This is a genomic window from Mesorhizobium sanjuanii, from assembly GCF_002529485.1.
GTDB classification, from domain to species: Bacteria; Pseudomonadota; Alphaproteobacteria; order Rhizobiales; family Rhizobiaceae; genus Mesorhizobium; species Mesorhizobium sanjuanii.
Window position 1 is genome coordinate 1 of sequence record NZ_NWQG01000212.1, and the last position, 26623, is coordinate 26623.

The window sequence follows — 26623 nt, forward strand, 5'->3', positions numbered from 1 at the left end:
CCACAACTGATTCTTGACATGAGATTAACACCGCGGCTTCCCAGGTGTGCAAGACCTGACGTGCCTTTTTTCACGGTTCCATACAGGAATACCCGATTTGTTGCAGCGATTGCCCTTTGGCTGGGCGGCCCCTATGTTCCCCCGCAACGCAACAATTCGAGGAAAATCACATGCGCTACCTCCACACCATGGTCCGCGTCGCCAACATCGATGCCTCACTCGATTTTTACTGCAACAAGCTCGGCCTCAAGGAAGTGCGCCGCCACGAAAGCGAACAGGGGCGCTACACGCTGATCTTCCTCGCCGCGTCCGAAGACGAGCAAAGCGGCATTGCCGACAAGGCGCCGCTGATCGAGCTGACCTACAATTGGGATCCGGAAGATTACAAGGGAGGCCGCAATTTCGGCCACCTCGCCTATGAGGTCGACGACATCTACGCGACCTGCCAGCGCCTGATGGACAAGGGCGTCACCATCAACCGGCCGCCGCGCGACGGCAACATGGCCTTCGTCAGGTCGCCGGACGGCATTTCGATCGAGCTGCTGCAGAAAGGGCCGGCCAAGGCCAAGGCCGAGCCCTGGGCGTCGATGGCGAACACCGGAGCCTGGTAAGCGATCACCTCGTCGGGAGCGGCCATGGCGTTTGCCGGAACGATGCCTATCTGTCCGGCATGGCGCCTGTCTCGCGAGGCTGGCGCCGTGCCGCGTAACGCCGCGCCCCAGGAGAATCCATCATGCCGACCAGCCAAGCCGATGTCGCCACCGAACATGCCAGCCGCTACCTGCAGCAGCTCTGCAAGCATTGGGCGCACAAATTTCCGGTTGAGTTCGATCCGAACCACGGCGCCATCGAGCTCTCGCTCGGCCGCACGGTTCTGGATGCCGATGCGAGCGCTCTGCATATCGCGGTGACATCAGATGAAGCCGGTTCGCTCGATCGCCTGGAAACGGTCGTCGCCGACCACATCAAACGCTTTGCCTTCCGCGAAGAACTGACCTTCGACTGGAAACGCGCCGAGGCAGCGTAAGTCGCCTGGGTTCAGTTGCCGCTGGCTTGGCCGGCCATTTCCAGCAGCGTCAGGACCGTGCGCCAGTTGCGGGCGGTGCCAGGCACTTTGAGGGTGCGTGGAATAAGATTGGCGAAAACCGATTTGCCGAGACCGTCCGGGGCGTGCAGGTAAAGCACATCGCCCTTGACCTCGAAACTCTCGGGACCGGTGCATTTTTCGGCGAGCCGCGCGATCTCGTCGGCGGTCGGTGCCCGTTCCAGCACATAGGCGTGCAGCTTCGCCGGATCCCTAGCCACGTCCGGGTAGGGATTCTCCTTCACCAGCCGCTCGAACCAGCCGAGGTCGCGCACCATTATGCGGGAATGGAAGCCCCACTTCTTCTCGAAGGCAGCTTCCAGCTGTCTGGTCAAACTGGCGGCGTCGCCCCTTCCCGCCCGAAAAACCGCGTTGCCGCTTTGCACGTAGGTGGCGACATCGGCAAAGCCGAGTTCTCCAAGGAACGACCTCAGCTCCGCCATTTTGACGATGCGATTGCCGCCGACATTGATGCCGGAAAACAGCGCGACGAAGACCTTTCCCCGGTCGCTCATCCGACTTGGCCGTTCATATGATGAATCCCGCCAGCGTCTCGTTGTCGGTAATGTCCTGATACTGGACGCCCTCGGTGTCGAAGTTCGCCTTGAGCAGATCGAAATTGCGGCGGTCCCTGGTCTCGATGCCGATCAGCACCGAGCCGAAATTGCGCGCCGATTTCTTCAGATATTCGAAGCGGGCGATGTCGTCGTCGGGCCCGAGCATTTCAAGGAAGTCGCGCAGTGCGCCCGGCCGTTGCGGAAAACGGATGATGAAGTATTTCTTCAACCCTTCGAAGCGCAGCGCCCTTTCCTTCACATCCGGCAGCCGCTCGAAGTCGAAATTGCCGCCTGAAACCACGGCGACGATGGTCTTGCCCCTGATTTCTTTCTTCGAAAAATCCTTCAGCGCGTCGATCGCCAACGCCCCGGCCGGCTCAAGCACCACGCCTTCGACGTTGAGCATCTCGATCATGGTCGCGCAGAGCCGGTTTTCCGGAATGAGCCGCACCGCATCGGCAGGAAATTCCCTGAGATGGCGGAGCGGCTCGCGGCCGATCTCGGCTACCGCCGCGCCATCGACGAAATTGTCGACCTTGGCGAGCCTGACACGCTTTCCGCTGGCGAGGCTTTCCTTCAGGCTCGGCGCGCCCGCCGGCTCGCAGAACACGAAGCGCGCCTCGCGGCGCTGATCAGCGAAATAATGCGTCACGCCCGCGGCCAGACCGCCGCCGCCGACCGGCAGCATAACGATATCAGGCATGCGCGCGCCAGGCATCTGGTCAGCGATCTCGTAGGCGACAGTTGCCTGTCCTTCGATAATGTCCTTGTGGTCGAAAGGCGGCACCATGTGCGCGCGTGAGCTTTCGGTGAATTCCAGGGCGGCGCGGTAGCAATCGTCGAAGAAATCGCCGACCAGCCTGATCTCGACGAATTCGCCGCCGAACAGCCGCGTCTTGTCGATCTTTTGCTGTGGCGTCGTCACCGGCATGAAGACCACGCCTCGTTTGCCAAAATGGCGGCAGACGAAGGCAAAGCCCTGCGCATGGTTGCCGGCTGAAGCGCAAACGAATAGTTCGGCATCATTGCCGGCGGCGAGCGTCTTACGGAAGAAGTTGAAGGCGCCCCTGATCTTGTAGGAGCGGACCGGCGACAGGTCCTCGCGCTTCAACAGCACGCGCGCGCCGGTCTTCTTCGACAGATAGTCGTTTTCCTGCAGCGGCGTCTCCGGAAAAATCTGCCGGATCGCGGCAGCAGCGGCGGCGACGCGAGAAGAAAAACTGTTCATGGCAGGATCATCCGGGATCGCCTGTGCGTGCGTTTCATCCCCGCCTATTGCATATCCGGCCTTGCAAAGCCATTGTCCGGCCCATCCTGCGTCCCCGCCAAAGGCATTCTCCGAATCCTTGCAATCACTTGCAGGCGTTTGTTCATGCCTGTTGGCCTTCCTGCCGCCGCTCTGGCTTTCGTGCAACAGTGCGATGGCTGCCGTCGGGCACTGACCGGATTTCGGCTAGACACGACTTACTTCCGCCGCACTTCGCCTGTCCGGGAGGTGTCGCGGAGGTGGATGGCCCTCGGGCGGAGTTGGAATTTCTAAGTGCCTTTGAAGACGATTTGCATTTTTGCGCTTGCCTTGCTGATGGCAGGCTGCGGTGGCCGGCAAACCGAGGAACTGCTCGGCAGCGCCGTCGTGTCCGCACCGGTGACGGAAATCGCCGGCAACCACTCGATTTTCATCGCCACGACGCGCAAGCGCTCGGATGACCCCAACACGGTTTTCGACGGCGAGCGCTCGGCCACGCTGAACTACGCTCGTGTCAACGTCACCGTGCCGGGAATCCACCAGGCCGGTCAGATCGAACGGCGCTCGCGCGGCAAGTCGAACGACCCGGCGAAGTATTTCATGGCCTCCGAGGTCGTCGGCTACGATACCCAGCCGCAATTCTCCAGCGCGCTCAATGCCGATATCGCGGCGCGCGGCGGCCGGGTCATGGTCTTCGTGCATGGCTACAACACCGGCTTCGACAGCGCCGTCTACCGCCTCACCCAGATCGTCCACGATTCCGGTTATCCCGGCACGCCGGTGCTGTTTTCCTGGGCGTCGGGCGCCAAGACCACGGACTATGTCTACGACAAGGAAAGCGCCAGCGCCGCCCGCGACCAGCTGGAGGTGACGCTGAGGATGCTTGCCCAGACCGGGGCGCGTCGCATCGACGTCGTCGCCCATTCGCTCGGGACCTGGGTGACCATGGAAGCGCTGCGCCAGCTTGCCATCACCGGCGACCGCGATCTCGGCGGCAAGCTCGGCGACGTGGTGCTGGCCTCGCCCGACATCGACGTCGATGTGTTCAAGAGCCAGATGCGCCGCTACGGCAAGCCGGACAAGCCGTTCATCCTGCTGCTTTCCGACGACGACCGGGCGCTCAGGCTCTCCGGCCTGATCGCCGGCTCGCGGCCGCGCGTCGGCGACTACAAGAACGCCGCCGACCTTGCCGCCTACGGCGTGACCGTCGTCGACCTTTCCAGCGTCAAGGGATCGGATCGCTTCAACCACAACAAGTTCGCCGACAATCCGGAGCTGGTGAAGATGATTGGCCAGCGGCTGCGCCAGGATGACGGATTTGCCAGCGACCGGGAAGTGACCGACCGCATCAACCTGCTTACACAGTAAGGCTTTCGCCCTACGTGTTCACGATTGCCGCACCCTCGGATTACTTTCAACTGGACCGGGCCGGCCGCTGCCTCTATCGGATAGCCCAGGACACCGTGAACCCTCTGCGGGAGCCAGCGCGACCGTGCGTTCGAAGATATTTATCGTCGTTGCGTTCGCGCTCGCTGTCACCGGCTGCGCCGGCCGCAATACACACGACCTTCTCAACAAGACGACAATCGCGGCACCGGCCTCCGACATAGCGGCTACCCACGAGATATTTGCCGCCACCACGCGCCAGAAGGCGATGAAGGACCCGCGGCAGGTGTTTGACGGCGATCGCTCGCTGACCACCAGCTACGCCCGCGTCGACGTGACTGTTCCAAAGACCCATCAGGTAGGCGCCATCGAGCGGGCCAAAGGATCGGCGGACAGCAATCCGGCGAAGGATTTCACCGCGACCGAGGTCGTCCACTACGACAGCGCGCCACAATTCGCCAAGGCGGTCGGAGCCGACATCGCCATGCGCGGCGACCGGGTGCTGGTTTTCGTGCACGGCTTCAACAACGGCTTCGACGACGGCGTCTACCGGCTGACGCAGATTGCACATGACACCAAATATCCCGGCACGCCGGTGCTGTTCTCCTGGGCGTCGAGCGGCAAGACCACCGGCTACATCTACGACAAGGAAAGCGCCAACGCCGCGCGCGACGATCTCGAATCGACGCTGCGAATGCTCGCAAAAACACGGGCCAAGAGCATCGACATCATCGCCCATTCGATGGGAACCTGGGTGACGATGGAGGCGCTGCGCCAGCTCGCCATCACCGGCGATCGCGATCTTGGCGGGAAGTTAGGCTATGTCGTCCTGGCCTCGCCTGACATCGATGTCGACGTGTTCAAGAAACAGATGATCCGCTACGGCAAACCCGACAAGCCGTTCGCCATCCTGCTTTCCGCCGACGATCGGGCGCTCAAGCTGTCGTCGCTGATCTCGGGCGACAAGCCGCGCGTCGGCGATTATGGCGATGCGGCCGACCTGGCCAGCTATGGCGTGTCTGTGGTCGACCTCAGCCAGACCAAGGGCGGCGACCGGTTGAACCATGCCAAATTCGCCGACAATCCGATCCTGGTGCAATTGCTCGGCAACCGCCTGCGGACCCCGGCGGGCCTTGCATCGGAAGACCCCGACCCGGCACAGCTCAACAATATCGGCGAGGGCCTCGGCAAGGCCGTCGGCTCCGTTGCCGAGGTCGTCATCACGACGCCGTTCAAGGTGCTGACCATCGCCACCGGCGGATAACCGCCGTCGGGTTCTCAGACGAACAGGTCGACTTTCCGGAAGCTCGTCACGTCGATCAGGCCGACATCGGAAATCCTCAATTCCGGGATGACGACCAGCGCCAGCAGCGAATGCTGCATGTAGGCGTTGTTGAGCGAACAGCCCATCCTGCGCATCGCCTCGGTAAGCTTCTCCGCCTTGGCGGCGACGATTTCGGCGCGCTCGTCCGACATCAGCCCGGCGATCGGCATTTCTACCAGCGCCAGTTCCTTGCCCTTGGAAAACAGCACCACGCCGCCGCCGACCTCACCCAGCCGGTTGACCGCCAGAGCCATGTCCTGCTTGTTGGTGCCGACGACGATGATGTGGTGCGCATCATGCGCCACGCTGGAAGCCATGGCGCAGTCGCCCATATAGCCGAAGCCGGAGACGAACGCGTTGGTAACGCCGCCCGTGCCGCGGTGGCGCTCGACCAGCGCGATCTGGCAGACATCGTTGCGGCGGTCCATGGCGACCAGCCCGTCCTCCACCGGAAGATCGGCCTCGAGCGCCCGCGTCGGCGCCTGGTTCTCGATCACGCCGATGACCCGCACCCGAACCTCGTTGGCGCCGATGGGGGCGGCGATGTCGAAATCCCCGGCCTTCAGTTTCTTGCCGAGCTTGACGGTATTCTTGGCCGTTCCGGGATAATCATAGGCCGGAATGTCGATTTCGAGCTTGCCGCCCCTGGCCAGCCTGACGCCGCGGGCATAGACCTCGTCGATGGTCATTGCCGCCAGATCGGAAACGATGAGGATATCGGCGAGCCGGCCCGGCGCGATCGAACCGATCTCGCGCTCCAGCCTGAAATGCTGGGCGGTGTTGAGCGTCGCCATCTGGATCGCCGTCACCGGCTTCAGGCCTTGTTGAATGGCATGGCGCACCACCCGGTCCATATGGCCTTCGTGGACAAGTGTGCCGGAATGGCTGTCGTCGGTGCAGAGGATGAAATTGCGCGAGTCGATGCCACCTTCCGTCACCGCCTTGATCTGCGAGGCAACGTCGTACCAGGCCGAGCCAAGCCGCAGCATCGCCTTCATGCCCTGGCGGACGCGGGCGATGGCGTCCTCGGCGCGTGTGCCCTCGTGATCGTCCTCGGGGCCGCCGGCGACATAGCCGTGGAACGGCAGGCCGAGATCGCGCGAGGCGTAATGGCCGCCGACAGTCTTGCCCGCCCTCACCGTCGCGGCGATCTCGCCCGCCATCACCGGATCGTTGGCGGCGACGCCGGGGAAATTCATCACCTCGCCGAGACCGATGATGTTTTCCCAGGTCATCGCCTCGGCGACGTCGGCGACGGTCAGTTCGGCGCCGGCATGCTCCAGCCCAGGTGCGGAGGGCACGCAGGACGGCATCTGCACATGCACGTTGACGGGCATGGCGACCGCCTCGTCATGCATCAGCCGTACGCCCGGCAGGCCCAGCACATTGGCGATCTCATGCGGATCGATGAACATCGAGGTGGTGCCGTGCGGGATGACGGCGCGGCAGAACTCCGTGACCGTCACCATGCCGCTCTCGACATGCATATGCGCGTCGCAAAGGCCCGGCACCAGATAGCGGCCGCCGGCATCGACCACTTTCGTGCCCTGGCCGATGGCATGACCGGCATTCGGGCCGCAATAGGCGAAGCGGCCACCGGCGATGGCGATATCGGTGCCGGCGATGATCTCGCCGGAATGGACGTTCACCCAGCGCCCGTTGCGGATGACGAGATCGGCGGGCTTGCGGCCCATCGCGACATCGACCAGATGCGTCGCCATTTCGGCCCAGGGCCTGGGTTTCGTCGCGGTCTTCGGCATGAAGAGACTCCTGTTTGCCCGACTGTGCCAAGCCGATGGCGTTTTGACCAGCGAGATCAGCGGATCGCGCGTGAGGCTTTCCCTTCCCCCTTGAGAGAGAAGGCAAGGCGATTGCCCTGTCGCGAGGGCGAAATCCCTTGCTTTGTGACGGCAGCCATGCTAGGAATATATACCTAGAATTGATTTGCGCCAGCGTCTGGCCCGCCGAAGCGGGTTTTTCGTTTCCGGTTGGACGCCGTCCCATCGTTGACTTGCCACCTCAAAAAGATGTTGAATCGACAGTCCGAAATCTCCGTGGGGAAAGCCATGATCCGGCACCTGAAAGCGCTCGCCTTCGTTACCCTGTTCCTGATCTCGGCCGGCCATGCATCCGCCGAGGAACGCTGGCTGACACTGCCCGAACCCGCGGCCATGCCCAAGCCCGAGCAAAGCGGCTACGCTCCGGTCAACGGCATCGAGATGTACTACGCAGTTTTCGGCGCCGGCGACCCGGTGCTGCTCATCCATGGCGGCCTCGGCCATGCCGATATATGGGCGAGCCAGGTGGCCACCCTGTCCAAGACCCACAAGGTGATCGTCGCCGACAGCCGCGGCCACGGCCGTTCGACCCGCACGGATCAGCCCTTCGGTTACGATTTGATGGCATCGGACTATGTGGCGCTGCTGGACTATCTGAAGATCGACAAGACGGCGCTGGTCGGCTGGAGCGACGGCGGCATTATCGGCATCGACATCGCGCTCAACCATCCCGAGCGACTGACGAGGCTGTATGCGCAGGCGGCCAACGTCACCACCGATGGCGTCGACCCCGGCGTGATGACAAACAAGACGTTCGGCGCCTACATCGTGCGTTCCGGCAAGGATTATGCGCGGCTTTCCAGGACGCCCGGCGAATACGACGCCTTCGTCGCGCAGATCAGCCATATGTGGGAGACGCAACCGGCCTGGACCAGGGAACAGCTCGGCAAGATCACGACGCCGACGGCCATAGTCGCCGGCGACCATGACGAAGCGATCAAGCGCACGCACACCGACTACATGGCCTCGGTCATCCCTGGCGCCAGGGAGATCATCCTGCCCAATGCCAGCCATTTCGCCATGCTGCAGGCGCCGGACGAATACAGCCAGTCGGTGCTCGATTTCATCGACGCCAAATAAGGGCAAGCCTTTTTCAAGCCCGGCGAAGCGTCCGCTGTCGGCCTGCAACAAATGCGATTCCGTTTTGCGGCAAATCACGCTACTTTCAGTTGAAGGATTGTTCTGGATCGACGTTCGGGGAGTTCGATGCGTCGTCTAACGCTCGCAAGTGCCGGGTTCCTGATCGCTCAGACCGGGGCGGCTTTTGCCGCCGACCCGGCTGCCGACCTGCCTATGACCGCGCCCGGCTTCGACTGGACAGGCTATTATGCCGGTCTTCAGGCCGGATATGGATGGGGCAGTTCCGACATAAGGGGGACGGAAGGCGAGCCATTTTCCGGCGCGCCGGACGTCGATGGCGGTTTCATCGGCGGCCATGTCGCGGGCCTCTGGCAATTCGATCACGCGGTGATCGGCGCTGTGGCCGAGCTCAACTATTCCGCGATTGACGGCAATGCCGAGGCAGAGCCGGGAAATTCATTCGGCACCGACATCAAGTGGTTCGGCTCCGTCAACGCCAAGGCCGGCTATGCCATGGACCGCCTGCTGGTCTACGGCGTTGGCGGCGTCGCCTTTGCCGGCATCGAGACGTCACAAAGTGCCGGCGCGGCTTTTGCCAAAACGGAAACGAATGTTGGCTGGACGGTCGGCGCCGGCGTCGACTTTGCCTTGACCGACAAGTTCGTCGTCGGCGCCCAGTACCGCTATTACGATTTCGGCAAGGAGCATTACGACACACCGGACGATTTTCTCAACCGCGACCAGGACGTGAAGCTGCATACGGTAGGCGTCAACCTGAACTACAAGTTCTGATCGTTTCCTTCGCGAGGATCGCCGGGTTCACAACGCCGTCGCGCTTACGCGAGATGCATTAGTGAAGCGTTGGCGAATGGCCGGGACGGAAACCCTTCAACGCGGCGGCTATGCCACGCATCAAAACACGATCGGGAAGGACGAGGATGGGGTCATTGTCCGCGACACCGCAGATTGGCAGGACCTTGTAGTCGCCCTCGAATTGCAAACCGTCGCCATTGGCGTAGAAATCGAGATTCGGGAAACATCCCTTCAAGAACGACTCGACCTCGCGCAAGGCGGCCTGGGAGCGGAATTCCGTACCGGACGGCGCCAGGACGACGAAGCTGTTGACTTCGGCGCTGGCGGATGACGGGGAGGTATCGATAGTGGAATGCATTAGACCTGTCCGATTGGAGCCCTTATTCTTTTCGCCACAGGGCGAGAGTCAATCGTTGTGCGGCAAGATATCCACAACACAAAAAGCCCGCACCTCCGGGAGAGGCGCGGGCGGATCAAGCTCCCTGCCCGATCTACAGCGCTTGAAAAGGCGCGCCGGCGGGGACAGCCAGCGAGCCGGGTCTGTCAGGGTCGGTAGGGAACAGTGTACATTTATCTGTCTTCCACGCTCCGGCGCATCAGCCGAACAGATGAAAAAGCCTGCGTCCCTGCCGAAATGCTATCCGAACGGAGCCATCCAACCTTGGATCGAGGCCTTCCTTTGGGACCAATTCCTGGTAGCGCGCATGGATGGCAAAGAACGGTCGAAAGGCCACTGGCGAATGAAAAGAGAGAGCTTTTTTGCACAGCGCTTTTCCGGGGCTACACAACGGCAATTGACGAAACCGCCTAAGTAGTTGAAACGAAAGGCCTGCGGACGTGGCGGAATTGGTAGACGCAAGGGACTTAAAATCCCTCGATCTCTGATCGTACGGGTTCGATTCCCGTCGTCCGCACCATCTTATGTCCATAGGCAGGATCGGCAAACATTACGTCCCACAGCGCATTGCCGAGAATATCGACCCGCGCTTCGATGCCGCTTATGCCAATAGCCTGCGGGTATCTCTCGTTGACGTCAGGCTAGCTCTGGAGGCCTTTCTTCGATATTCTTTGCGTGTCGAAGGTAGAGCTCATGGACGGAAAGACTGTTCTCATACTGGGCCTCGGCATAGTTATTCTGCTGCTGCTGGGATTCTGTGCGCTGCCGGTGTGACCTATGAGCCCTAGGCCCGCGCGGCAACTGCCGGCCCGGAAGCAGCAGGTAGCCAAGGAAACACTGGTCGTGCGGTCAATTTCCGGCAGACATGACGGCGCGCATCGCAATGGTGTCGGCAAGCAGCACGGCGAAGATCGCGAATAGATAGAAAATCGAATAGGCAAACAGCGCTTTTGCAAGTTTCATCTCTCGGTCGGAAATGGCCAGGAGCTTCCAGGCGTGCCAGATGAAACCCGCGCCCAATGCAGCCGAAACGGTCCCGTAGAACCCGCTCGCGAAGCCGAACGCCCAGGGCAGCACGGCGACTGGCGCCAGAAGCAGTGAATAGGCAAGGATTTGTTTTCTGGTCGAAGCCGCTCCGACGACGTTCGGCATCATCGGGATACCGGCCACGGCGTAGTCACCGACCTTGAACAGTGCGAGCGCCCAGAAATGCGGCGGCGTCCACAGGAACACGATCAGAAACAGAATGACGCTTTCAATGCCGATGCCGCCGGTGGCGGACGCCCACCCGATGACCGGAGGAAGAGCGCCGGCGGCGCCGCCGATGACGATATTCTGCGGCGTCGAGCGCTTCAGCCACATCGTATAGATCACGACATAGAAGAAGATGGTGAAGGCCAGCAGCGATGCGGCAAGCCAACCCACCAGCACGCCGAGCGTCATGACCGAAAGCACGGAAAGCACCAGCCCGAAGCCGAGGGCTTCGCCCGGCGTGACGCGGCCCGACGGGATCGGCCGCTTTGACGTGCGCGACATCAGCGCGTCGATATCGGCGTCATACCACATGTTGAGTGCGCCGGCAGCTCCCGCTCCAACGGCAATTGCGCCGATTGCAACCAGGGCGATGACCGGGTTCATCGCCTCCGGCGCCACCATCAGTCCGACGAAAGCGGTAAAGACAGCCAGCGCCATGACGCGTGGTTTCAGCAGCGCGAAGAAATCGGCTACCGTCGCTTCCGAGAGGCGGATTCTGGTATCCCCAAGGCGGCTTTCCCTAGTCGACATTTCCACGCGACCACTAATGGTATCGGGTTACTTCTGCAGGAAGAACTGGGTTACTTCCTGCGGAAGAACCGGGTTACTTCGAGAATTGCTTCAGATAGGCGATGACATTGGCGACGTCTTCGTCCTTCTTGAGACCGGGAAACACCATCTTCGAGCCTTTGACCATGCTCCTGGGATCGTGAAGATAGGTCGTCAGCGTGGGCTCGTCCCATACAACGCCCGATTTGCCTGCCGCGATCATGGCTTCGGAATATTTGAAATCCGGATGCGTGCCGGCCGTCCGGCCGATGACGCCGTTCAACGATGGGCCGACCTTGTTCTTGTCCTCATCGGCGACGTGACAGGCTTTGCATTTGGTGAAGACCTTCTCGCCGGCCGTGGCATCCTGTGCCTGGCATTGGCCCGTGATGAAGGTCGCAACGGACACGACTGCGAAAAACGCGATTACGCGCATGGCATTTCCTCCCCGATCGCCAAGTCTGCCTTGAACGATCTGCGCGTGCCGACCCTTTGGCCGGCATGCGCCCCTTGCACGACAGAGCGGAAAATCCGCGTCTCCCGTATGGAATTGCGGCATCTACATACCACAGAATCTGGCTGGCAGATAGAAGAAGCCAACCAGCAAGATTTGCCGCCGAAGCAACGGGCAGTTCGATCGGTGTCGAACGCAATCGGAACGCATCCCGGCCCAAGGCGTTAGACCAGCTACGATTCAGCGTCCGCAAGATCAACGATCAGAGAAGCGTCCATGAACGACAGCAGCGTCCTGGAGGTGCGCCACGGCACCCTCACGATCGACGGCGAGACGGTCTTCTACAGAGAGGCAGGTCCTGAAGCCGCGCCGGTATTGTTGCTTCCGCACGGCTATCCCTGCTCATCCTTCCAATATCGCCGGCTGATGCCGGCGCTCGCCGATCGGTGGCGCACGGTCGCGCCGGATTTTCCCGGCTTTGGCTACAGTGGAACCCCCGATCCGGCACGGTTCGGTTATGATTTTGACGCCTACGCGACTTTTCTGGAGCGGTTCACCGACGCGCTGGGGCTCGGCAGCTACGCGCTGTGGCTGCACGACTACGGCTCGCAGATCGGCCTGCGCCACGCCATAGCGTACCCATCGCGGATCAAGGCCCTCATCATCCAGAATGGCGACATCTACGCGGATGCGCTTGGCCCAAAATACGAAACGATCCGGCGCTTCTGGCGGGATCCTTCACCAGCGAACCGTGCGCCGCTCGAAAAGGCGGTAAGCGAAGACGGCTTTCGCGCCGAGTTCGTGGGCGAAGTCGATGACGACGTCGCCCAACGTGTCCCGCCCGATCTGTGGAAATTGCATTGGCCGCTGATGGATACGCCCGTGCGCCGTGCGCTTTCAGTCGGACTGATGGAGAAGCTCAAGGCCAACCTCGACTGGTTCCCTCGTTACCAGGGATACCTGCGCGAACGGCGGCCGCCAGCAATGATCCTTTGGGGGCCGAAGGACGAATACATGCCCGAGCCGGCAGCGCGCGCCTATCTGCGCGATCTCCCGGAGGCCGAGCTGCATTTGCTGAACGACGCCGGCCATTGGCTGTTGGAGACCCATTTCGAGGCCGCCCTGCCGCTGGTGCGACGGTTTCTCGGCGAGGTCCTGCATTAGAGCAATTCCAGGAAAAGTGTGAAACGGCTTTCCCGGGAAAAGCGCATAGCGCTTTCCCTAGGGAATTGCGCAAGAAAAGAGATAGAGCGCAGTTGTTTCGCGGAGATCGCGAAGAAGACACAGAGTTCGTAACGATCTCGTACTGGCCTGAGGTCGAAGCTATGGCGAGCTTCACCGGCGGCGATCCGCAGGGTTCATCACCTGCCACGCGCCGAACAGTTTCTCGTCGAACTGCCGAACCGAGTGACCGTGATGCGGATCCTCGTCAATCAGTCGCCTCGCGATTAGGGCCGCGGCGGTGACGCGATCTTCATCGGCGAAGTCCTAGAGGCAGGCGGCCATCAGCGTGTCGGTCTCGATTCCGGGTGCCGAGAATTCCTGGACGAAGTTCCCGTCCTTCAACACCAGTACCCGGTCGCAGACCTTCGGCAATTCCTCGATCTCGCTGGACACGAAGATGATGCTTTTGCCCTCCGCGGCGAGCTGGCGGATGATGGCATAGATTTGCGACTTCGCTTCGACGTCGACACCCCGGGTCGGCTCGTCGAGCAGCAGGACACGGCTGCCGGCATAGACCCAGCGGCCGATCACCACCTTCTGCTGGTTGCCGCCCGAGAGTGTGCCGACCGGCGTGTCGATACGCGCCGTCTTGATGCCGATACGACGGATGATGTCGCCTGCCGCGTCCGCCATCCTCGATGCCGAGATGACGCCGTTCACCGCCACTTTCGAGAAGTCAGTCGCCACCGTGTTCTCGTCGACGCCGAGCAGCGGCACGATACCATCCTCCTTGCGGCTCTCCGGCGTCATGCCGATGCCGCTCTTGACCCGCTCGCCATAGGAGGCGCGGGTGATGTCTTTCCCGCCGAGCAGCACGGTACCGACGCGCACGGTATCGAGCCCGCCGATCGCCCTCAGCAACTCGGTGCGCCCCGAGCCGAGCAGGCCGGCGAAACCCAGCACCTCGCCGCGTTTCAGATCGAACGAGACCCCTGAAAGCTTCGGTGGCACGGCAAGATCGCGCACCGACAGGACGGCATCGCCTCCCCTCGCCTCGCCGACCAGCCGATCCTCCTGTTCGCCGCGTCCAAGCATCAGCCGGATGATCTCGGCGGTGTCGGCGTCGGCCACCTCGACGGTACCCGCGACCTTGCCGTCGCGCATCACCGTGGCGGCCTGGGCGATCTGCCGGATCTCGTTCATGCGATGGCTGACATAGATCACCGCAATGCCGGCGGCGGCCAGGCTGCGCACGGCCTTGAACAGGAGCTTGACCTCGGCTGCCGCGAGCGAGCTGGTCGGCTCGTCGAGGATGACGAGCTTCGGCTCGCCGATCATGACGCGGGCAATCTCCACGAGCTGCCGTTCGGCCGGGCTCAGCGTCGCCACGCGCCGGCGCGGATCGAGCGTCAGCCCGAGCCGCGCCAGCGTCTCGCGCGCCTGATGCTCCATCTCGCCATGGGAGAGCACACCCATGCTGGACGGCCAGCGGCCGAGGAACAGGTTCTCGGCAATGCTCATGCCGACGATCAGGCTCAGTTCCTGATAGACGGCGCGCACGCCGAGCCGGGCCGCTTCGACCGTGCGCTGGGTGCCGGAGCCGGTCAGCGCCGCGCCGTCGATCGTGACCTCGCCGCCATCGGGCACGGTGGCCCCGGTCAAGAGCCGGATCAGCGTCGATTTCCCCGCGCCGTTCTTGCCGAGCAAGGCGCGGACTTCGCCCCGCCGAATTTCGAAATCGACATCGTCCAGCGCCAGCACGCCGGGATAGTGCTTGGTGGCGCCGCGCACGGCGGCGACCAGGGGCTGCGGATCCTGCTTGCGGGCGGTCTGCATGGGCTGATCCTCCCGTTTTCCGTTACACGCCGAAAATGCGGCGCTCGCGATAGCGCGTGACCAGGATGTTGGCGAGCACGGCGGCGACGATGATGACGCCGCGCACCACTTCCTGGAAGAACGGATTGATGCCGCGCAGCACCAGCCCGTTGCCGATCAGCGTGATGACGAAGACGCCGAGCAGTGTGCCGAGCATCGAGCCGCGCCCGCCCGACAGCGCCGTGCCGCCGATGACGACGGCGGCGATCACGTCGAATTCAAGGCCGGAGGCGGTGCCGGCATTGCCGGAGCCGAGCCGCGCGGTCAACAGCACGCCGGCAAGGGCTGCCATCACGCCCGATGTGGTGAAGATCAGCACGCGAATGCGCGCGACGTTGATGCCGCACAGTTCCGCGGCATTGGCATTGCCGCCGACGGCGAAGATCGACCGGCCATAGGCGGTCTTCTGACTGACGAAGGAAAAGATGGCGAACAGCACCAGCATGACGATGGCCGAGGTGGGGATGCCGAACATGTTGTCGGCAAGGATGTCGAGAAAGGCGTTGTCGGGAAAGGTGACCGGTAGCGCGTTGGTGGTGAAGAACGACATGCCGCGCAGCGCGCTCCACAGGCCGAGCGTGGCGACGAAGGACGGCACGCCGAAATAGGCGCGCAACGATCCGGCAAAGGTGCCCAGCGCACCACCGATGGCAAGCGCCGCCAGGATGGCGAGCGCGACGTTGACGTCGGCCTTCAGCATGAAGGCGAGGCAGACGGAGGTGAAAGCGACCATCGGCCCGACGCTGACGTCGATCTCGCCGGCGATGATGATCAGCGTCACCGCCCAGGCGGCAATCGCGATGGAAGCCGCGTCGCGCAACAGCGAGAGGTGGTTGTTGGCCGACAGAAAGCCGTTGGTGGTCGCGCCGAAGCCAAAATAGAGGACGAGCAGGATGACGATCAGGCCGATCTCGTTCATGTCGAGCGCGAACAGGCGAAACCCGCGCCGATGGTTGGTTGTTGTCGCGCTCATCGCAATCTTCCTTGTCAGGGCCGGTGGCAGGTGTAGCGGACGGAGCCCGTGAGGCTTTCGCCAGGCGCCAACTTCACCAGCCCGCCGCCGGAGGCCATGTTATGCCCGTCGGCGCTGTGGCTCATCGGTTCGAAACAAAAGAAATCATAGTCGTAGCCGGCATCGAAGGCCGGATCGGAGACGAAGACCAGATAACGGGAAAAAATGGGATCGGCATCGATCGCCAGAGAAATCCCGCGCTCCGGCCAGTCGATATCGGCCCCGCCGTTCCAGCCTTCGAAAACCGTGTTGACCCAGCGGCGCGGCAGACCGCGTGGCTGGGTGAAGTCGATGTCACCGGTGACCGGTTGCTCGACGGTCGGCAGCCAGGAGGAATCCTCGTCCCAATAGGACCGAGCGGCTGCCTTGAGTGTTGTTCCTTTTGTCAGCGGGAAATATGGATGCCAGCCGAGACCGAACGGCAGCGCGATGTCGCCGCGGTTGGTGACGGAAAGCGTCGTCGTCAGTGTGGAGCCGGCAAGCGAGAAACGTTGCTCGGCATCGTAGGTGTATGGCGTGCCGTCGCCACGGTGGCTGAACGCAAGTGTGATCTCTGTGCCCGTGTGGCGGACAATTTGCCATTCGCTTGTCCAGCCGTCGCCATGCAGATAGTGCCTGTCCCAGTCCATGTTGGGCTCAAGCGAATGCTCGCGGCCTTCGAAGGAAAAGCGGTTGCCGCGTACCCGGTTGCCGAAAGGCACCAGCGGAAAGCAGCCGGATTTCAGCGCTTCCCGTTCCGATCCCTGCGGCGGCTCGCGAAACAGCGGCTTCTTCAGATCGCCCGAACGGCAAAAGAACCGCCAGATCGCTCCGCCGGTGGTGGTGACGGTGAGACCCAGTGCTTCATTGGCGATTTCGAGATCGGCCATCACTCAGTCCGGAAATTCGACGATGACTTTTCCGGAGCGTCCGCCAGCCATCAGCGCATAGGCTTCGGGCGCCTTTTCCAGCGGGAAGGCATCGGTGATGATGTCGTGCGGATGCAGGCCCCAGGCGTCGAGATCCTCGCAGCACTGGTCCATATTGTGGACGCTGGTTACCCACGAGCCGTAGATGGTCCGCTGGCGGTGCAGAAGGTCGTCGCTGACGTCGAACTCGACCTTGCCGGTTTCGCCGATATAGACGCAGCGCCCCCAGGTGCGGGTCGCCTGCAGCGCCAGCACCCGGCCGCGCGGATTGCCGGAGCAGTCGATGGCGACGGCAGCGCCGCCTTTGGTCAGCTCGTTGATGGCGCCGATCGCCTCCGGCCCGGCGACGAGGCCGTGATCGAGCAGGCCGAGCTTCCTCGCCGTCTCGACCCGATCGGGTTGGGTATCGACACCGATGGCCAGGCGCGCACCGCGGCCCTTGGCCAGCATCAGCGTCGCCATGCCGACCGGCCCGAGGCCGACGACGAGCACGGCATCGCTGCCCGAAACATTGCCGCGCAGCACGGCCTCGTAAGCAGTGCCGACGCCGCAAGAGATGAAACAGCCGTCGCGATAGGACAGTGTGTCGGGCAGATGCACGAGGTCGCGCTCGTCGGCGACGAGATATTCGGCATGACCGCCATCGCGCTGCCAGCCATAGGCGGCGCGCTGCGGATCGGTGCAGGAGATCTGGAACCCCTTGCGGCAGCTGCGGCAGAAGCCGCAGCCGGAAATATGATAGACGGCGACACGGTCGCCCGGCTTGAAATGCCGGCAGCCGGCGCCAAGCTCGACAACCTGGCCAGCCGGCTCATGCCCTGCCACCACGCCCTGATAGGACGTGCGCGGATCGTCGCCGAGATGCTTGTGATAGATATAGTGGATGTCGCTGCCGCAGATGCCGGACGCCTTCATCTTCAGGAGCACCTGGCCGATGCCCGGTTGCGGGCGGTCGATCTCGCGCAGGTCGACGGTGGAATTGCCTGGCAGGTAGGCGGCAAGCATCTTTGGCATGGTCAGGCTCCGGACCCCGGCCCTTTTGGCCGTGGGCAGTATCCGAGATTGGCGGTTTCCCGAAAAGTTGTTTCCCGAAAGGACTGGCCGCCGCAGCGCGGCGGCCAGCATCGCATGGTTCGGGAGGATGCGATCAGGAAAGGCCGTCCTTGTGGGTCTCGAGCCACTTCTTGGCATCGTCGGCCGATTTGAAGATCGATATGCCCATGGGCACGATGATATCTGCGGCCTTCTTGCCCTCGGCGCCGTTCAGCGCCTGTTCGAGTGCCAGCTTGCCGATGCCTTGGCCGGAGACGTCGGCGACTGCCTTCATCACCGAGAAATCGGCGAGTTCCGTCGCAGCCGAAGACGTCATGTCGGCAGCGAAGACGACGACCTTCCCGGTCAGGCCGCGCTGCTTGATGGTGCGCACCGCGCCGGTGCCGGCATCGCCGCCCTCGCCGAAGAAAGCGTTGATGTCCGGATTGGCCGACAGCATCTGATCGCTCACTGACACGGCATCGTCGAGCACGGTGCCGCGCTGGTTCGCCGAGATGACATAGCCGGGAACCTTGGCCTTGAGCGCTGCCTCAAAGCCTTCGCGGCGCTTGACGCAGACTTCCACGAATTCACAATTCAGCACGCCGATCTTCGGCTCCTTGATGCCCTGGGCAATGAAGTAGTCGGCCGCGACGTCGCCGAGCTGGCGGCCAAACTCCGTCGGATCGGCGACCGCATAGGCATAGACATATTTCTTCATGTCGGCATCGTTGATGCAGGTGTTGTAGCACACGACCGGAATGCCGGCCTCATGCGCCCGCTTGATGGCGCGCACCGAACCGTCGGCAGAGACGGCCGACAGGATGATCGCCTTGACGTTGGCCGAGATCAGGCGGTCGATGAAAGAGGCTTCTGCGCCGGGATCGGCGCGCGCATTGGTCTCGAGCAGATCGATTTTCTTGCCCATCGAGTTGGCGCCGTCCTGGATGCCCTTGCGCACGGCGGCGTAGAAGCCGACGTCGTCGAGATAGATGGCGCCGATGCCGGTCGAATCGGCCAGCGCCGGCGCGGCTGCCGAGGCAAACGCGGCCGCCGCCAGCGCGGCGATTGCAAACTGCTTCATGGATTTCATGTCGTCCTCCCAACGGATGGTGAATTGCGCCCGTAGCGGCGCCGATGCCAAATCTGCCTGCGGGCAACCTCTTCCTACGGGACTTGCCCAATCCGAGATCGACATTAACATCTAGATCGGATCAAACTAATTTATAGATACTATGTTTAATCCAGCTGTCAACGCCTTTCTGGGCATCATAGATGCGGGTTTGCGCCGATTTGCTGCATTGCAGCATCACAATTGACGTTGAACGCACCATCAAAGTCGACTAACGTGCGATATAGATATGATCTATTAGGCGATTGCGCGGGAGTTCCCAAGTGAAGATCACAGGCATCGAGACCCGCGTGGTCAATGCGGAAATGCGAAACTGGGTGTTCGTGAAGGTGCTGACCGACGAGCCGGAGCTGCATGGCTGGGGCGAAGCGACACTGGAATGGAAGACCCGGGCCGTGGTCGGCGCTGTCGAGGATCTGGCGCCGCTGATCGTCGGGCGCGACCCTCGCGACATCGAACAGGCCGTACGGGTCATGCGCAAGCAGTCGTTCTGGCGGCTCGGCGCCATCGGCATGAGCGCGATCTCCGGCATCGAGATGGCATTGTGGGACATCTTGGGCAAGCATTTCGGCGTGCCCGTCTGGCGTCTGCTTGGCGGCAAGGTGCGCGACAAGGTCGGCGTCTATACCCATCTCGGTCTCGGCGACATGCGCGCCGTCTACGAGACGATGGAAACCGATCCGCTGGTCGAGCGCGCGCATGCCGTGGTCGAGAAAGGCTATCGTGCCTTCAAGGCGGTGTTCATTCCCTACACCCACTATCACGCACCGCTGCCCAATGTGGACAAGGTGGCGCGGCTGATGGAGGCGCTGCGCAAGGCGGTCGGGCCGGAGATCGAGATCATGGTCGATTTTCATGGCCGCCCGGCGTCAGTTGCCGCAGCCCTTGCCTATATCGACGCCCTCGCCCCCAGCCGGCCGATGTTTGTCGAGGAGCCGTTGCCGCCCGGCGACACGGCCGGGCTGAAGGCGCTCGCCGCCCGCACCTCGGTGCCGCTGGCAACCGGCGAGCGGCTGGTCGAACGCGCGGAGTTCGTCGAACTGCTGTCAGCCGGCGCGGTCAGCATCATCCAGCCCGACATCTGCCATTGCGGCGGGCTCTCCGAGGCCAAGAAGATCGCGTCCCATGCCGAGGCCGTCGGCGTCGGCGTCGCTCCCCATAACCCGCTCGGGCCGATCGCCGGCGTCGCCGCCCTGCACTTCGCCGTCTCGACGCCAAACCATGTCATCCAGGAGGAAATGGTCGGCGCGGTGCCGTGGTATTTCGATGTGGTCAAAGGTCCGATCCGCATGGTCGACGGTTTCTGGCAGGTGCCGGAGGCGCCCGGTCTGGGCATCGAGGTTGACGAGGCGGCTTGCGCGCGCCATCCCTTCGCGCCCGAAGTGCTGCACACGCAGAACGCCGTGATGCCGGACGGCACGGTCGTCGACTGGTGAGGATGAAATGACCGGACGCCTGCAGGACAAGGTCGCGATCATAACCGGCGCCGGGCGCGGCATCGGCGAAGCGATTGCCCGCGTCTTCCATCGCGAAGGCGCGAAGGTCGTCATCGCCGAGATCGACGAGGCGACCGGCGAGGCGGTCGCAAAGGATCTTTCGCCAAACAGGACAAGCGTCCTGTTTGTGCCGTGCGACGTCCGCCAGACCGCTTCCGTCGAAGCCGTCGCTACGCTGGCGAAGGAGAGCTTTGGCCGGATCGACATCCTCGTCAACAATGCCGGCATCAACGTCTTCCACGATCCGCTGGAGACAAGCGAAGCCGAATGGCGGCGCTGCTTCGACATCGATCTCGACGGCGTCTGGCGCATGAGCAAGGCCGTGCTGCCGGCCTTGCTCGACCAGGGCGCCGGCTCGATCGTCAACATTGCCTCCACGCACAGTTTCTCGATCATCCCAGGTTGCTTCCCCTACCCCGTCGCCAAGCATGGGCTGCTGGGCCTGACCCGGGCGCTCGGCATCGACTACGCGGCAAGGGGTGTGCGGGTGAACGCCATCGCGCCCGGCTACATCGAGACGCAGATCGCCATCGACTACTGGAACACGTTTCCGGACCCCGAGGCGGAGCGGCGGCGTACCTATGATCTGCACCCGCAAAAGCGCATCGGCAAACCCGAGGAGGTGGCGATGACGGCGCTGTTCCTCGCCTCCGACGAGGCGCCCTTCCTCAACGCCGCCTGCATCGTCGTCGATGGCGGCCGCTCGGTGCTCTATCATGACTGACGGTGGCGTTGCGCGGCGCGCCGGTCGCGCCTATCAGTTGCAGGCTGAAGAAGGGCTGGGAAACCATGGCATCTGATCTTGGCGTGGCTGAAGACGGTTCGTTGCGCCGCGTCGAGACCGAAGGCGGTGGCGGCAGCCGTATCCACGATTCCGTGGTCAATGTGCTCGGCAGCCGCATCCTTGGCGGCGCCTACCGGCCGGGCGAAGTGCTGCCGCGGGAGGAAGAGCTCTGCGCCATGCTCGGCGTCAGCCGCACCTCGGTGCGCGAAGCGGTCAAGGTGCTGTCGGCCAAGGGGTTGGTGGAGGCGCGGCGCCGGGTCGGCGTACGCGTGCTCTCGCGCGACGACTGGCGGCTGCTCGATCCGGTGGTGCTGAGCTGGCATCCGGATATCCAGAACGACAGTGAGCTGATCTCCGGCCTCATCGAGGCGCGCCGCATTTTTGAGCCGGCCGCCGCCGAGCTTGCCGCCAGGCGTGGCACCGGCTCCGACCTCGCCGCGATCGAGGCCGCCTTCAACGCCATGCGCGATTCGATCCCGCACGACCTCGACGGCGTCTGCCGGGCCGACCTTGCCTTCCACCGCAGCGTGATCGCGGCCAGCCACAACGTCGTTCTGAAGGGCTTGATCGGGATGCTGGAGGCGGCGCTGAGTGCGTCCTTCCTCGTCACCAACAGGCTGATGGAAGCGCAGTCGCGGGCGCTTGCCGCGCATCAGGCCGTACTCGAGGCGATCCGCATGCGCGACACCGCCGGAGCCAGGGCCGCGATGAACCGGCTGCTCGACATCGCCGCCGACGATCTGCAGGTCGCCTGAAACATCGCACCGTCGACGACAACGAAAAAGGCCGCCACGAGGGCGGCCTTTCGCAATTCGCAGGAATAATGCCGAATTATTCGTCGTCCTTGGCGGCTTTCTTCTTCGGCGCGGCCTTCTTCTTGGGCTCGTCCGCGTCGTCGGCCTTCTCAGCCTTCTTCGCAGCGGCTTTCTTCGCCGGCTTCGCCTTGGTCGTGGTTTCGGCTTCCTCGTCGTCGGCCATCAGCTCTTCCTTGCTGACCTTGACGTCGGTGACCGAGATCTGGCCGAGCAGATGGTCGACGACCTTCTCCTCGAACATCGGCGCGCGCAGCGTGTTCAGCGCCTCGGGGTTGCTGCGGTAGAATTCGAAGGCTTCCTGCTGCTGGTTGGCCGGATAGCGACGAACCTGCTCGAACAGGCCGCGCTGCAGTTCCTCGTCCGACACGGTCACGCCGGCCTTTTCGCCGATCTCGGCCAGAACCAGGCCAAGGCGCACGCGACGTTCGGCAAGGCGCATATATTCGGCGCGCGCTTCTTCTTCCGTCGTCTCCTCGTCGGCGAAGGTACGGCCGGCGGCTTCGAGATCGCGGGTGACCTGGTTCCAGATGTTGGAGAATTCGGCCTCGACGAGCTTCGACGGCGCCTCGAACGAATAGGCTGCGTCGAGCTGGTCGAGCAGCTGGCGCTTGACCTTCTGGCGCGTCATCGAACCGAACTGGTTCTCGATCTGGGTGCGCACCACCTCACGCAGGCGCTCCAGCGACTCCAGGCCGAGATTCTTGGCCGTCTCGTCGTTGATCTCCAGCGCGCCGGGCTTGGAGACTTCCTTGACGGTGACGTCGAAGGTGGCTTCCTTGCCGGCCAGATGCGCCGCCTGGTAGTTTTCCGGGAAGGTCACGGTGACCTGCTTCTCGTCGCCGGCCTTGGCGCCGATGAGCTGATCCTCGAAGCCCGGGATGAATTCCTTGGAGCCGAGCACCAGCGGCTGGTCGGTGCCGGCGCCGCCGGCAAACGCCTCGCCGTCGATCTTGCCGACATAGTCGATGCTCACGCGGTCGCCTTCGGCGGCCTTGCCGGTCTTCGGCTCGTAGCTGCGCGCCGATTCGGCGACGCGCTGGACCTGCTCGTCGATCTCGGAGTCAGGCACGTCGAAGACCTGGCGCGTCACCTTGATGTCGGAGAAATCCTTGATCTCGATCTCCGGGATGATCTCGTAATTCAGGCGGAACTCGAAGTCGGCGCCGCCGGCCAGGATCTTCTCGGCCTCCTTCTCGTCCTCGGTCATGATCACTTCGGGCTGCATTGCGGCCTTTTCGCCGCGCCCGGTGATGATCGAACGGGTCGAATCGTTGAGAATCTCATTGACCACTTCGGCCATGAACGACTTGCCGTAGACCTTGCGCAGGTGCTGCACCGGCACCTTGCCGGGACGGAAGCCGTTGATGCGGACCTTGTTCCTGGCGTCGGTAAGCCGCGCCATCAGCTTGGCTTCCATGTCACCGGCCGGCACGGTGATCTTGATCTCGCGCTTGAGACCGGAGTTGAGCGTTTCGGTGACCTGCATAATAAAACCTTTGTTTCCACCAATGAGGCCGCCAAACGGCTTCTGCCGTTACAACCTGCCGGTATGATCTTTGCCGGGAATGGCTTTTGGCGCCGGACTTCAGGGTTTTGCCCGCCCAACGCGGCTCAAATCCTCAGGAAATACGCTCCAAAATGTGAATAAGTCTTTGTTTTTCCTACTTCTTATCACATTCAGCAGAAGCGGATCGTCGCGTCCCGTCACATTCGACACGCCTTTTGTCACAGGCGCGGCCGATTTTCAACCATCTTCGCATCTACTGCGCCGCGCGTCCTCTCGGATGCGCAAAGGACGCTGTAGCACCCTGATTTTGGCGCATGACCCTTACCGAAAATCGATTTTTCGATTTTCGGTATCATGCGCCGGCCAATGACCCCGATGTGGCCTGCGACATTGACAGAATGATGGCTACATGGGATTGGCCGGGCAATGCGGATGTGGCGGAATTGGTAGACGCCCTGGATTTAGGTTCCAGTGCCGAAAGGCGTGGGGGTTCGAGTCCCTTCATCCGCACCACCCTTCGCTTTGGCGAAGGAGGACTGCGCACTGTCCAGCAGTTAGCGCCGACACCTATGCGCGCTAATAAAGCGGTTCCTCGAACAGCGTCTTGTCGCCGTCCATCAGCGCCTTGATCTGCGCCGTGCCGTCCTTGGCGAGCGCGACGCGGATGCCGAACGGGCGCACCCGCATGTCGTTCTGGATCGCCATGCCCTCGCCTTCCGGCAGATAGAACCGCTCGATGCCGTAGTCCGGCGCGATCGTCGCTTCCGGCGTGCGCAGATCCCAGCCCTCAGCGACGTGGCCGACGATATCGGCCTCGTCGGATGCGGCCGGCGCCGGCGCCTGTCCGAACCAGGCAGCGGTCGGTTGCCAATAGCCGTCGGCGCCCGGCTTCAGCCTGACCACGATCGGCGTGTCGTCGCTCGATAGCTTGCCAGCCGGGATGTTGGCAATCAGCGTCACCGGTATGCGCGAGATATCGTAGCCGAGGCTGATATAGTCGCCGCGCAGCAGATCGCGCGGATCGACCGGCTCGACCTTCAGGAGAACCTCCTTCCCGTCGCGCAGGATCGCCGCCCGGCCGGCGATGATCCAGCTCAAAAAACCGATCTGGACGAGGGCCAGCACCAGCGCCGAGATGACAAGTCTTTTGCCGGTCATCATGCTCTCGCTCCTTCCAGGCCTGGCGCCTTCATGCGCTTTTCGATGCGGATGATGACGAAGGCAAGGATGCCGAGCAGCACCGCGGCGGCCAGGAAGAAGCCTGCCGTGTCGAGCATCGATTGCAGCATCAACACATAGATGATGGCGAGTTCGAAGGCGAAGCCGGCATAGGCAATCCAGCGCAAGCCCCTGCTCTCGCGGCCGCCGAGCACGATCGCCGCTGCAATGCCGGCGAGCGCCACGGCCGAGGCCATGGCAAAGCCGCTGGTGTAGCTCGCTTCATCCGCCAGCTCGAACTGGATCATCGCCAGGCCGGTGAGAAAGCCGATCAGCGCGTGCAGGGGCAGCCGGCCGCCAAGCTGCAGGATCCTGTCGACAGGACCGGCGGCGAAGATCGCTGCCGCGAACAGCAGCGCCGAAACGACCACGAGCGGAATAGCGACCTGCAGGGTCTCGTAGTCCATCGCCAACAGCACGAGATAGAAGATGACCGACAGGACAATCAGATGCCGCGCCGTCTGGCTGCGGGTCCAGAACGAAATGCCAAACAGCACGATTGCCATGACGACGAAGAGATGCGGAAATTCCGTGCGCCGGAAATAGTCGAACCCCTTCAGGAACAGCCAGGCATCGGCAATGCCGACGGCAGCGACGGTCAGCGGGTTTGAGCGCAGCGCGACGGCCGCCAGCGCCGTGCCCGCACCCCAGGTGATCAGCGCCGACGCCTCGTCACCGGAAAGATGGTACATCTGGCCGATCAGCGCGATCGATCCACCGAAGGCAGCGGCGGCGACGATCCACAGCGCCTCGCCGATCGCCGCATGGTCGCGCATCTTCAACACCGCGCCGCCGACATAACCGGCCAGAATGATGGCGAACAGCGCCGCCACCCGCGCCAGCCGCGGAATGGCTTCCCAATTGGCGGCGACGAAGATCAGGATGGCCGCGCCAAACAACAGCGCCGCCATCATCGCCAGGATCGAACCGAAGCTCAGCGATTTGCGTTCATTAGCCTCAACGTCGCGCGTCAACGCGCCCGCCGTCGGGGCATCGATCAGGCCGGCCTGCAGCCATCGCGCGATATCGGCCCTGACCCGTGACGAATAGCTCGCCATGCTTCCCCCTTTGCCTCCCCTGCCTGGGTCGTATTTTTAGCCGAACCGGCCAAGCCATTGGCGCCAAGGCATTTTCCAATTCGGGCTTCTTTGTGATGAAGCCGTGAGCGCGTTGTGATGTTGCATTGCACAATTTGCATTGCTGCCATGCAGCGATAGCGCTTTTAAACCGATATAACCCCACCTATTTTCACGGCGTACACAAAGACGGAATGATCCGAAAGAAAGACGAAACGAGAAATACCATGAACTTGATCCGCAACTACCGCAACTGGCGCCGCTACCGGGACACCGTTTCCGAGCTGAGCCGCCTGAGCAACCGCGAACTGACCGACCTCGGCATCAGCCGCAGCGACATCCACTACGTCGCTCGCAGGGCGGTCTAGTCCCTTCGGACCGCAAATGGTCCGAACCAGTTTTGAAGAGAGAACGACAATGAACCTGATCCGCAACTATCGTAACTGGCGCGTTTACCGCGACACCGTCAACGAACTGGGTCGCCTTTCGAACCGCCAGCTCCATGATCTCGGCATCATCCGCGACGAGATCAAGATCGTCGCCCGCAAGGCGATCTGAAGTTAAGGAATTTCGCCAGGGTCGACCTCCTCCCCGACCCTGACGGATACGGTCAGCCTTCACC

26 protein-coding genes and 2 tRNA genes are annotated in these 26623 nt (G+C 62.7%); 15 read left to right on the forward strand and 13 right to left on the reverse strand.

Annotation, left to right across the window (positions count from 1 at the left end):
• Positions 1-170 precede the first annotated feature (170 nt).
• Together gloA and CN311_RS26705 are read left to right on the forward strand one after the other, a co-directional pair.
• A complete protein-coding gene (gloA, locus tag CN311_RS26700; RefSeq protein WP_097576644.1) occupies positions 171-611 on the forward strand; it encodes a lactoylglutathione lyase in 441 nt (146 codons plus the stop codon).
• A gap of 122 nt (positions 612-733) precedes the next feature.
• Positions 734-1027, forward strand: a complete 294-nt coding sequence (locus CN311_RS26705) for a DUF2218 domain-containing protein (protein WP_097576645.1) — start codon at positions 734-736, stop codon at positions 1025-1027.
• An 11-nt stretch (positions 1028-1038) separates the two neighbouring features.
• On the opposite strand, the gene CN311_RS26710 is transcribed toward CN311_RS26705, so the two are convergent.
• On the reverse strand, positions 1039-1599 hold the full coding sequence (locus CN311_RS26710; RefSeq protein WP_097576646.1) for a DUF1697 domain-containing protein: 561 nt from the start codon (positions 1597-1599) through the stop codon (positions 1039-1041).
• A 13-nt stretch (positions 1600-1612) separates the two neighbouring features.
• Entirely contained in the window at positions 1613-2869 is a 1257-nt protein-coding gene (gene ilvA / locus CN311_RS26715; protein WP_097576667.1) for a threonine ammonia-lyase IlvA, read from the reverse strand.
• A gap of 354 nt (positions 2870-3223) precedes the next feature.
• On the opposite strand from ilvA, the gene CN311_RS26720 reads away from it, so the two are divergent.
• Both CN311_RS26720 and CN311_RS26725 read left to right on the forward strand, forming a co-directional pair.
• Entirely contained in the window at positions 3224-4255 is a 1032-nt protein-coding gene (locus CN311_RS26720) for an alpha/beta hydrolase (RefSeq protein WP_165779864.1), read from the forward strand.
• A gap of 124 nt (positions 4256-4379) precedes the next feature.
• Positions 4380-5537, forward strand: a complete 1158-nt coding sequence (locus CN311_RS26725; RefSeq protein WP_165779862.1) for an alpha/beta hydrolase — start codon at positions 4380-4382, stop codon at positions 5535-5537.
• Between the two features lie 14 nt (positions 5538-5551).
• Here the strand turns inward: CN311_RS26725 and ade are convergent, their stop codons facing one another.
• Positions 5552-7357, reverse strand: coding sequence for an adenine deaminase (gene ade, locus CN311_RS26730; RefSeq protein ID WP_097576649.1), 1806 nt, complete (start codon positions 7355-7357; stop codon positions 5552-5554).
• Positions 7358-7663: 306 nt separating this feature from the next.
• On the opposite strand from ade, the gene CN311_RS26735 reads away from it, so the two are divergent.
• From CN311_RS26735 to CN311_RS26750, 4 genes are all read left to right on the forward strand, one after another.
• On the forward strand, positions 7664-8515 hold the full coding sequence (locus tag CN311_RS26735) for an alpha/beta fold hydrolase (protein WP_097576650.1): 852 nt from the start codon (positions 7664-7666) through the stop codon (positions 8513-8515).
• 126 nt (positions 8516-8641) lie between these two features.
• Positions 8642-9307: an outer membrane protein gene (locus CN311_RS26740; protein WP_097576651.1), complete on the forward strand. Its 666-nt coding sequence runs from the start codon at positions 8642-8644 to the stop codon at positions 9305-9307.
• A gap of 76 nt (positions 9308-9383) precedes the next feature.
• Positions 9384-9659, forward strand: coding sequence for a hypothetical protein (locus CN311_RS32740; RefSeq protein ID WP_165779863.1), 276 nt, complete (start codon positions 9384-9386; stop codon positions 9657-9659).
• A 500-nt stretch (positions 9660-10159) separates the two neighbouring features.
• Positions 10160-10245, forward strand: a tRNA-Leu gene (locus CN311_RS26750).
• Positions 10246-10574: 329 nt separating this feature from the next.
• Here CN311_RS26750 and CN311_RS26755 read toward each other — a convergent pair.
• Positions 10575-11510: a heme o synthase gene (locus tag CN311_RS26755; protein ID WP_097576653.1), complete on the reverse strand. Its 936-nt coding sequence runs from the start codon at positions 11508-11510 to the stop codon at positions 10575-10577.
• Positions 11511-11583: 73 nt separating this feature from the next.
• Positions 11584-11964, reverse strand: coding sequence for a c-type cytochrome (locus CN311_RS26760; RefSeq protein ID WP_097576654.1), 381 nt, complete (start codon positions 11962-11964; stop codon positions 11584-11586).
• A 294-nt stretch (positions 11965-12258) separates the two neighbouring features.
• Between CN311_RS26760 and CN311_RS26765 the strand changes: the two genes are divergently transcribed.
• The gene (locus tag CN311_RS26765) at positions 12259-13146 is read left to right on the forward strand and encodes an alpha/beta fold hydrolase (RefSeq protein WP_097576655.1); all 888 of its coding nucleotides are present in this window, start codon (positions 12259-12261) and stop codon (positions 13144-13146) included.
• Positions 13147-13470: 324 nt separating this feature from the next.
• Here CN311_RS26765 and CN311_RS26770 read toward each other — a convergent pair whose 3' ends face one another.
• The 5 genes from CN311_RS26770 to CN311_RS26790 form a co-directional block, all read right to left on the reverse strand.
• Positions 13471-14982, reverse strand: a complete 1512-nt coding sequence (locus CN311_RS26770) for a sugar ABC transporter ATP-binding protein (RefSeq protein ID WP_097576656.1) — start codon at positions 14980-14982, stop codon at positions 13471-13473.
• A gap of 22 nt (positions 14983-15004) precedes the next feature.
• On the reverse strand, positions 15005-15994 hold the full coding sequence (locus tag CN311_RS26775) for an ABC transporter permease (RefSeq protein ID WP_097576657.1): 990 nt from the start codon (positions 15992-15994) through the stop codon (positions 15005-15007).
• Between the two features lie 14 nt (positions 15995-16008).
• Positions 16009-16902 (reverse strand): aldose 1-epimerase, encoded by an 894-nt coding sequence (locus CN311_RS26780; RefSeq protein ID WP_097576658.1) that lies wholly within the window; start codon positions 16900-16902, stop codon positions 16009-16011.
• 3 nt (positions 16903-16905) lie between these two features.
• The gene (locus CN311_RS26785; RefSeq protein ID WP_097576668.1) at positions 16906-17955 is read right to left on the reverse strand and encodes a zinc-dependent alcohol dehydrogenase family protein; all 1050 of its coding nucleotides are present in this window, start codon (positions 17953-17955) and stop codon (positions 16906-16908) included.
• Between the two features lie 133 nt (positions 17956-18088).
• Complete coding sequence (locus CN311_RS26790; protein ID WP_097576659.1) at positions 18089-19066, reverse strand: substrate-binding domain-containing protein; 978 nt, start codon at positions 19064-19066, stop codon at positions 18089-18091.
• Between the two features lie 302 nt (positions 19067-19368).
• On the opposite strand from CN311_RS26790, the gene dgoD reads away from it, so the two are divergent.
• The 3 genes from dgoD to CN311_RS26805 all read left to right on the forward strand — a co-directional run bounded on the left by dgoD (position 19369) and on the right by CN311_RS26805 (position 22140).
• The gene (dgoD, locus tag CN311_RS26795) at positions 19369-20541 is read left to right on the forward strand and encodes a galactonate dehydratase (RefSeq protein ID WP_097576660.1); all 1173 of its coding nucleotides are present in this window, start codon (positions 19369-19371) and stop codon (positions 20539-20541) included.
• A 7-nt stretch (positions 20542-20548) separates the two neighbouring features.
• On the forward strand, positions 20549-21325 hold the full coding sequence (locus CN311_RS26800; RefSeq protein ID WP_097576661.1) for an SDR family oxidoreductase: 777 nt from the start codon (positions 20549-20551) through the stop codon (positions 21323-21325).
• A 65-nt stretch (positions 21326-21390) separates the two neighbouring features.
• Positions 21391-22140 (forward strand): FadR/GntR family transcriptional regulator, encoded by a 750-nt coding sequence (locus CN311_RS26805; protein WP_133117269.1) that lies wholly within the window; start codon positions 21391-21393, stop codon positions 22138-22140.
• 76 nt (positions 22141-22216) lie between these two features.
• On the opposite strand, the gene tig is transcribed toward CN311_RS26805, so the two are convergent.
• The gene (gene tig, locus CN311_RS26810; RefSeq protein ID WP_097576663.1) at positions 22217-23686 is read right to left on the reverse strand and encodes a trigger factor; all 1470 of its coding nucleotides are present in this window, start codon (positions 23684-23686) and stop codon (positions 22217-22219) included.
• 449 nt (positions 23687-24135) lie between these two features.
• On the opposite strand from tig, the gene CN311_RS26815 reads away from it, so the two are divergent.
• Positions 24136-24220: transfer RNA gene (locus tag CN311_RS26815), tRNA-Leu, on the forward strand.
• A 63-nt stretch (positions 24221-24283) separates the two neighbouring features.
• On the opposite strand, the gene CN311_RS26820 is transcribed toward CN311_RS26815, so the two are convergent.
• Together CN311_RS26820 and CN311_RS26825 are read right to left on the reverse strand one after the other, a co-directional pair.
• The gene (locus CN311_RS26820; RefSeq protein ID WP_097576664.1) at positions 24284-24868 is read right to left on the reverse strand and encodes a GDYXXLXY domain-containing protein; all 585 of its coding nucleotides are present in this window, start codon (positions 24866-24868) and stop codon (positions 24284-24286) included.
• On the reverse strand, positions 24865-25983 hold the full coding sequence (locus CN311_RS26825; protein WP_097576665.1) for a DUF2157 domain-containing protein: 1119 nt from the start codon (positions 25981-25983) through the stop codon (positions 24865-24867). Before CN311_RS26825 ends, CN311_RS26820 begins: the two co-directional genes overlap by 4 nt.
• 245 nt (positions 25984-26228) lie before the next feature.
• On the opposite strand from CN311_RS26825, the gene CN311_RS26830 reads away from it, so the two are divergent.
• Together CN311_RS26830 and CN311_RS26835 are read left to right on the forward strand one after the other, a co-directional pair.
• The gene (locus tag CN311_RS26830) at positions 26229-26369 is read left to right on the forward strand and encodes a DUF1127 domain-containing protein (protein WP_097576669.1); all 141 of its coding nucleotides are present in this window, start codon (positions 26229-26231) and stop codon (positions 26367-26369) included.
• Positions 26370-26418: 49 nt separating this feature from the next.
• Positions 26419-26559, forward strand: a complete 141-nt coding sequence (locus tag CN311_RS26835; RefSeq protein ID WP_097576666.1) for a DUF1127 domain-containing protein — start codon at positions 26419-26421, stop codon at positions 26557-26559.
• Positions 26560-26623: the final 64 nt, after the last annotated feature.